Origin of the sequence: Paenibacillus tianmuensis (assembly GCF_900100345.1) — a bacterium.
GTDB classification, from domain to species: Bacteria; Bacillota; Bacilli; order Paenibacillales; family NBRC-103111; genus Paenibacillus_G; species Paenibacillus_G tianmuensis.
Genome location: NZ_FMTT01000060.1, coordinates 23,211 through 30,484 on the forward strand (window position 1 = coordinate 23,211; position 7,274 = coordinate 30,484).

General features: G+C 52.1%; 4 protein-coding genes, 12 tRNA genes and 1 rRNA gene. All 17 read right to left on the reverse strand.

Going from position 1 to position 7,274, the window contains the following annotated elements:
• Position 1 precedes the first annotated feature (1 nt).
• Positions 2–808: a diadenylate cyclase CdaA gene (gene cdaA, locus BLO51_RS25745; RefSeq protein WP_090676412.1), complete on the reverse strand. Its 807-nt coding sequence runs from the start codon at positions 806–808 to the stop codon at positions 2–4.
• Between the two features lie 140 nt (positions 809–948).
• Complete coding sequence (locus BLO51_RS25750; protein WP_090676415.1) at positions 949–1,560, reverse strand: zf-HC2 domain-containing protein; 612 nt, start codon at positions 1,558–1,560, stop codon at positions 949–951.
• An 83-nt stretch (positions 1,561–1,643) separates the two neighbouring features.
• Entirely contained in the window at positions 1,644–2,210 is a 567-nt protein-coding gene (sigW, locus tag BLO51_RS25755) for an RNA polymerase sigma factor SigW (RefSeq protein WP_090676417.1), read from the reverse strand.
• 389 nt (positions 2,211–2,599) lie between these two features.
• Positions 2,600–5,389, reverse strand: coding sequence for a phosphoenolpyruvate carboxylase (gene ppc, locus BLO51_RS25760; RefSeq protein ID WP_090676420.1), 2,790 nt, complete (start codon positions 5,387–5,389; stop codon positions 2,600–2,602).
• A 580-nt stretch (positions 5,390–5,969) separates the two neighbouring features.
• Positions 5,970–6,040 (reverse strand) — tRNA-Gly (locus BLO51_RS25765).
• Positions 6,041–6,057: 17 nt separating this feature from the next.
• Positions 6,058–6,134: transfer RNA gene (locus tag BLO51_RS25770), tRNA-Pro, on the reverse strand.
• A 23-nt stretch (positions 6,135–6,157) separates the two neighbouring features.
• Positions 6,158–6,234: transfer RNA gene (locus BLO51_RS25775), tRNA-Arg, on the reverse strand.
• A 17-nt stretch (positions 6,235–6,251) separates the two neighbouring features.
• Positions 6,252–6,326: transfer RNA gene (locus BLO51_RS25780), tRNA-Gly, on the reverse strand.
• A gap of 5 nt (positions 6,327–6,331) precedes the next feature.
• Positions 6,332–6,414, reverse strand: a tRNA-Leu gene (locus BLO51_RS25785).
• 47 nt (positions 6,415–6,461) lie between these two features.
• A tRNA-Lys gene (locus BLO51_RS25790) sits at positions 6,462–6,534 on the reverse strand.
• Positions 6,535–6,539: 5 nt separating this feature from the next.
• Positions 6,540–6,614: transfer RNA gene (locus BLO51_RS25795), tRNA-Gln, on the reverse strand.
• A gap of 15 nt (positions 6,615–6,629) precedes the next feature.
• Positions 6,630–6,705, reverse strand: a tRNA-Thr gene (locus BLO51_RS25800).
• 4 nt (positions 6,706–6,709) lie between these two features.
• A tRNA-Val gene (locus tag BLO51_RS25805) sits at positions 6,710–6,782 on the reverse strand.
• A 10-nt stretch (positions 6,783–6,792) separates the two neighbouring features.
• Positions 6,793–6,864, reverse strand: a tRNA-Glu gene (locus BLO51_RS25810).
• A 4-nt stretch (positions 6,865–6,868) separates the two neighbouring features.
• Positions 6,869–6,944: transfer RNA gene (locus tag BLO51_RS25815), tRNA-Thr, on the reverse strand.
• A 3-nt stretch (positions 6,945–6,947) separates the two neighbouring features.
• Positions 6,948–7,023, reverse strand: a tRNA-Asn gene (locus BLO51_RS25820).
• A gap of 40 nt (positions 7,024–7,063) precedes the next feature.
• Positions 7,064–7,180 (reverse strand): 5S ribosomal RNA (gene rrf / locus BLO51_RS25825).
• Positions 7,181–7,274: the final 94 nt, after the last annotated feature.

Below are 7,274 nucleotides of genomic sequence, written 5' to 3' on the forward strand. Positions count from 1 at the left end.
TCTACCGTCGCCTCCATTTCCAAATGGAGCGTTTTTCCTTCGTCTTCGCTTTCGGCTTCAATTCCTCGAACAGCTTGGCCAACAAGACATCCTCTTTCACATCCCGCAAAATATGTCCGTTCATCGCGAGCGAGATAGCTCCCGTCTCCTCAGACACAATAACGCACATTGCATCCGATACCTCGCTCATGCCGATCGCCGCCCGGTGCCTCGTCCCAAGCTCCTTGCTGATAAAAGGATTTTCGGACAGCGGCAAATAGCAGCCTGCCGCCATCAGCTGATGCTTCCTTAAAATAACCGCTCCGTCATGAAGCGGTGTGTTCGGCACAAAGATGTTAATCAGCAGCTCCGAGCTGATGTGCGATTCGATCGGAATGCCCGACTCGATATAGTCGGTAAGTCCCGTATCCCGTTCGAACACGATCAACGCTCCGATTTTTCGCCGGGCCATATAGCTGACGGCCTTCAGCACCTCGTTGATCCGGCGGTTCACTTCCGTATCTTCCTCGACATTCGTCCGGCTGAACAACTTGCCGCGGCCAAGCTGCTCTAACGCTCGCCGCAGCTCCGGCTGAAAGATGATGATGACCCCGACGAGCCCGAAGGTGAACATTTGATTCATCATCCACTGCAGCGTGTTCAGATTAAACCACGAGCTGAGCGCCCAGGTGACGACAACGACCAAAATGCCTTTGAGCAATTGGATGGCACGGGTTCCCCGGACCACCAAAATCAATTTGTAAATGACATAGCTGACAATCAATATATCGATAATATCTTTAATGTCGATTTCTGTAATCCAATCCATCGCGTTGCCCCCAAGCCTACCTCCGTCATATCGGTTCCCCTGTAGTGTTCCCCTTCCTTAGATCATACCATATTTGCAACAAAAAACCCTCCCTTTATACCACGCGTAAGGGAGGATTTTAAAAATTTGGGCCACTTGGCCTATTTCATCCCCGAAATAGTCCCCGCCCACTGATTCATTTTGTACCAAAGCCAGCTGAAGGCCTGGTCAATTTGTTGAATATGCCCGGAAATATGCGCCGTAGAGGCCAGTCGAACCGATCCGTCAATCACCGTAATATTGCCCGCAATGTCGCCGTCCACCTGCAGCTTTCCGTTCTCTACCGTTAAATCCCCTGCCACTTTGCTGCCTGCCGGCACATAAACCGTATCCCCTTTAATAACGACCGACTGCAGGTCATTTCCCTTCACGAGCAATTCGCGATCATCGTTCCATGAGGAAACGAGGGTCGAGAGCATCACAAGAAAAAAGACCGCCGCCACCGAGGCCGCCGGATGCTTACGGATCCACCGGTACCATGGATTTTGCCGTTTGACCGGTGGCAGCGCCTGCATGATCCGCTCCGTCAAGCCTTCAGGAACCTTCTGCGGCGGCCAAGCATGAATCAGCGCTTCCACTTTCTCAAACTGCTGCAGGCGCTTGCGGCAATCCGGGCAAACAAGCAAATGCTCTTTGAGCACCACCGCTTCCCTTCCTTCCAAGCTCCCGTCCAAATATTCATGCAGCAAAGGGAGGGCTTCCTCACAATTCATCCTGAGCCACTCCTTTCCTCTGTCCATTAAATCAGATTGTGTCATACAATACGTTTGACGCCGAGAGATGTTTCAAAAAACAACTATAAAACCTGCTCTATTTTTTTACGCAAAAATTCCCTGCCCCGGTGCAATCTGGTTTTGATCGTCGTTACCGGCATCGACAGTACATCGCTAATCTCCTGAAGCGACAAGTCCTGGAGATAACGTAAAATCACGACCGCCCGGTATTTCTCCGGCAGCGACTTGATCGATTCGCGAATCTGCTCCTGCGTCTCCGACAGCACCACCTGATTGTCCGGCGTTTCTTCACGGCTTGGCAGGGTGGAATACCAGTCGCTTCCTTCCCCGTCGCTCATCTCGGCATCCAGCGAATAGTTGATCTTCCGCTTGCGAAGCCGGTCAATGGACAGGTTCGTCCCGATTCGGTATATCCACGTCGAAAACTTCTGCTGCTCGTCATAACGGTCCAAATTCGTATACACCCGCAAAAACGTCTCCTGCACGATCTCCTCCGCCTCATGACGGTTATGCAGCATACGATAGGCGAGATGGTAAATTTTATCCTTGTACAGCTCCACCAATTCGGCAAAAGCCGCTCGATCCCCGCTCCGGGCGAGCTTGGCGAGCCGGGTATCCATTTGATTCACCGACCTACCTCCAACCTCCGAGCTTGGACCCGCTTGCTTGCCAAACGGTCAAATTCGGATTCTTCCGGACAACGCCTGACCTTTCTTCGATCACCGTTCCGTCTACTAGTAAAAGCATACCAAACGACTGCACCGCCTGTACAGTCTCTTGCAAAAGAAATTGTGCGCGGGTCCCCCTCCGTATTCGCTCTTTAGCAGATTCACCATTCTGCGATTTAGTAGTAAATTTTTGCGATAAACGACGGCACTTGGCTTCGGCGCATCCACCGTTTCTCTTCTTAGGTTGCGCAAGGAGAAGTCCGGCATACCTGTGAAATCAAACATAAGAAAAACCGGGCCGCTCGGCATAAGCCAAGCTCCCCGGCTTTCGGTTTGCAGGTTGACAAGCATCAGCCCGTATTGCGAAGTCCAGCGGCAATTCCGTTAATCGTAAGAAGTACTTCGCGGAGCAGGAGCGAATCGTCGCCTCCTTGCTCACGCAGAGGGCGAAGCTCCGACAGAAGCTGAACCTGCATATAGCTCAGCGGATCGACGTACGGATTGCGCAAACGGATCGATTCTTGAATGACCGGGACGTTGTCCAAAATTTCCTGTTGGCCCGTAATTTTCAGAATCAGGTCCGACGTCCGTTCATACTCTTCTTCGATCATATGGATGATCCGTTCGGCAATCGTCCGATCCTCGATCATGCTGCCGTACTCTTTCGCAATCAGCAGATCGGCCTTCGCGAGCGCCATCTGCAAGTTGTCAATGAGCGAACGGAAGAACGCCCAGTTGTTGTACATCTCCTGCAAGATACGCAGGTTTTCCGGATTCCCTTGGTAGAAGCTGTACAGCCCGTAACCCGAAGCATACCAAGCGGGCAGCAAATAACGGCTTTGCGTCCAAGCAAACACCCACGGGATCGCCCGGAGGTCTTCGAAACGGTCGCTATTCTTCCGCTTGGACGGACGGGAGCCGATATTGAGTTCCCCGATCTCCGGCAGCGGCGTGGACTGCTTGAAGAAGGTCAGGAAGTCCGGATCGCGGAAAATCAGATCCTGGTACTTCTGCTGAGCTTGCTCGGAAATGTCGAGCATAATCGTTTCCCAGCCCGGCTTGGAAGGGTCTGCCTGCGGGTTGCGTGCCCACAGCGCGCTTTTGATCAGCGCGGATGTCGCTTGCTCCAAGCTCCGGTAAGCGATCCCCTTCATGGAATAACGGGAGGAAAGCACTTCGCCTTGCTCTGTGATTTTGATCCCGCCACCTACCGTATCGGCCGGTTGAGCCAAGATGCTCCGGTTGAGCGGCATGCCTCCGCGGCCAAGCGCACCTCCGCGGCCGTGGAAAAACTTCAGCTTTACGTCGAACGGCTTCGCCGCCGCCGTAATGCTGCGCAGCGCGACCCGCAGCTCCCAGTTGGCGGTAATCACACCGCCGTCTTTGTTACTGTCGGAATAGCCGAGCATAATTTCCTGAAGATGATTCGCGCTGTTCAGGCTGTTCCGGTAAGCGGGAATTTGGAACAACGTCGTCATAATCTCCGGGGCCGCATGCAAGTCGTCAATCGTCTCGAAGAGCGGGACGGATTGCAGCGTACAGGTGATGGAACCGTCCGGTTCGTGCAAATACAAGCCCGCTTCTTTTCCGAATACAAGCACCTCAAGCAGGTCGCTGGCTCCTTGCGTCATACTGATCAGATAGCTTGTGATACAGCTTCTGCCGAACTCCTGTTGTGCCTTTTGGATGACGCGATACACGTCCAGACATTCCTGCGTAGACTCGGAATAATGCAGGTAAGGCGAAGTAATCGGCCGCGGATCGTTCAAAATATCGGTCAACAGCTTGATCTTTTGCTCCTCTGGAAGCGCACCGTAATCGGAACAAATGCTCATCTTAGCCAAAATCTCCGTCATCGCGGCTTCGTGCTCTTTACTATGCTGTCTGACGTCCAGCGAAGCCAGATGGAAGCCGAACAACTCCACCTGACGAATCATCTTTTGCACATAGGCATCGGCGATGTAATCGGCATAATGATTGCGCAAGCTGCGCTCAATAGTCAGCAAATCTTCCTTGAATTGCTGAGGATTATTGTATTTTTTGCCTTCCGGCACGTTCGGTTTGGCCGTATTGCGAATTTTCTCGACCATATACCGGACTTTGATGCGGTAGGGCTCTTTTTCGTTAGGCCATACTTGGTCGGACGGCAGTTCGACCATATCCCGGTCGTGCTGGTTCGAATCCAGCAGCTCCTGCGTCACTTCAACGATATTTTTGCTAAAGCTCATATGCTTCAGCAAATCCGTCAGCAGCTCCTCGTACTTCTGCAGTGCGAGCTCCCGGTGCATGCTAAGTGTCTCCCACGTTACGTTGGAGGTCACCGAAGGGTTCCCGTCGCGGTCGCCCCCAATCCACGATCCGAATTTCAGGAACGTCGGTACATGCCAGGACTGCTCCGGGTAGTACTTATGCAGACATCGTTCCAGCTCCTGATACACTTGAGGGAGCACGTCGAACAACGTCTCATCAAAATAATACAGTCCATTTTTAACCTCATCGCCGACGGTCGGCTTCCGGTCGCGCAGCTCGTCCGTCTGCCAGAGGGTGATGACCTCGCCCAGAAGCTTCTCACGCAGCTGCTCGCGTTCACGGAACGTCAAGCTCGGGTTGTCCAGCTCCATCACGTCAGCCGCAATCCGCTGATGAATATCGAGCACCGCACGGCGGGTCGCTTCCGTCGGATGCGCCGTCATCACGAGCTCCAGCGAGATGCCCTCGATCATATCCCGGACCTCTTCCGCAGGCGTACCAAGCGTTTTTAGCTTGCGGACCACGTCCTCGATCGAGCCCGGCTGCACGTTTTCTCCTGCGGTACGCTCATAATCGCGTTTGCGCCGAATCCGGTGATTCTGCTCGGCAATGTTGATCAATTGAAAATAAACGGCAAACGCACGGATAACCTGATGGCGAATCTCCGGAGCCAAACCGTTTATCGTATCCTTAAAATCCGCATACATTTCCGGCGTAAACTCGGCGCGCAGCGATTTACTCATCTCTCTTATCTTCTCTACGATGGTAAACAGTGTATTGCCGCCCTGGTGAACCAGCACCTCACCCAAAATATGCCCCAAAAACCGAACATCGCGGCGAAGCAAATTGTTGGATGTATTTTTGTTGATCAAACTGACAGAATCCGACATGGTTCTCCTCCATCTCTAAGCCAAGATCATAACCCCTATTTTAGCACAACCTTAAGCAACCATGTAGTCCATTTATGCGGTAAAGCGAAAAAAACCTTTGTAAATTTATAGGATTGATCGTATAGAAACTATGTGAGCATCAATCGGGGAAGCAACCCAGAGGAAAAAGCGAGGCTTGTATCGGAAAAGCAAATATAGCGGCGACGTATGCTTCCCGTTTAGAAGTCTCGTCGTTTGCAAGTTACGGGTTGTAGCTTGTAATCAACCTTCCGGCTGTCAAGTCCATACTATTAAACGCTAAAAGCAGATAACCCCGATCAGTATTATAAACGATCATAACAAAACTACAGCGCGGTCGCAATATTTTAACGAAAAGTATCGGCTAACAAAATCTGGCGAGATATCGCCCCCGGATCTCCTTATAACCGCCAACCGGAACGCTTGCATCGTCGGAGAAGTGTGGAACGATTCAATGAAATGGCTGCTGAGTGCTGGATCTCTGCTTCGAGGATAAATTGGGTTACGAATACAATAAAAAACCGTGCTTAAGCGATAAGCTCTAGCACGGTTTTTACCGATAAGCGGGTGATGGGAATCGAACCCACGCTACCAGCTTGGAAGGCTGGAGTTCTACCATTGAACTACACCCGCAAAAGAAGAAAAATTGATGGTCGGGACGACACGATTTGAACATGCGACCCCCTGGTCCCAAACCAGGTGCTCTACCAAGCTGAGCTACGTCCCGAAATGTTAAGCTATTATGTGAAGTGGCGTGCCCTGAGAGATTCGAACTCCCGACCTTTTGATTCGTAGTCAAACGCTCTATCCGGCTGAGCTAAGGGCACATAATTTTTTCAAGAAATGGAGCGGAAGACGGGATTCGAACCCGCGACCCTCGCCTTGGCAAGGCGATGCTCTACCCCTGAGCCACTTCCGCAAAGATGGTGCGCGTAGAGGGACTTGAACCCCCACGGTCTCCCGCCAGATCCTAAGTCTGGTGCGTCTGCCAATTCCGCCATACGCGCCTATACTGCAACGATTCAAAGCATACTCTCCGCAACTATGAAGAAAGTGAGCCATGTAGGACTCGAACCTACGACACCCTGATTAAAAGTCAGGTGCTCTACCAACTGAGCTAATGGCTCATGCATGGCTGGGGATCTAGGATTCGAACCTAGGCATGACGGAGTCAAAGTCCGTTGCCTTACCGCTTGGCTAATCCCCAATAAAGTGTTGTTGCTGGTGCCGCCGAGAGGACTTGAACCCCCAACCTACTGATTACAAGTCAGTTGCTCTACCAATTGAGCTACAGCGGCATGATGGAGGCTGACGGGATCGAACCGCCGACCCTCTGCTTGTAAGGCAGATGCTCTCCCAGCTGAGCTAAGCCTCCAGCAGAACAATGACCCGTAGGGGATTCGAACCCCTGTTACCTCCGTGAAAGGGAGGTGTCTTAACCCCTTGACCAACGGGCCGGAATGGAGCTTCCAACCGGAATCGAACCGGTGACCTCATCCTTACCATGGATGCACTCTACCTACTGAGCTATGGAAGCATATGGCTCCCCGAACAGGACTCGAACCTGTGACAACTCGATTAACAGTCGAGTGCTCTACCAACTGAGCTATCAGGGAACGTTAACGGTCGTGGAGTATGAAGTGTCGAATCATATCCGCTTGGCGACGTCCTACTCTCCCAGGACCCTGCGGTCCAAGTACCATCGGCGCTGGAAGGCTTAACGGTCGTGTTCGGGATGGGTACGCGTGGTTCCCTTCCGCCATCATCACCAAACGGATGTCGATGTTTCTGCCACGAAACATCTTTTACTTTTCTCAAGGCGACTTGCACCCTGAAAACTGGACCGAAACAAAGCGTAAAGCGAATG

Excerpts from the sequence above, each read along its gene's own strand:
- cdaA (WP_090676412.1), bottom strand. The coding sequence starts at position 808 with ATGGATTGGATTACAGAAATCGACATTAAAGATATTATCGATATATTG.
- BLO51_RS25750 (WP_090676415.1), bottom strand. The coding sequence starts at position 1,560 with ATGAATTGTGAGGAAGCCCTCCCTTTGCTGCATGAATATTTGGACGGG.
- ppc (WP_090676420.1), bottom strand. The coding sequence starts at position 5,389 with ATGTCGGATTCTGTCAGTTTGATCAACAAAAATACATCCAACAATTTG.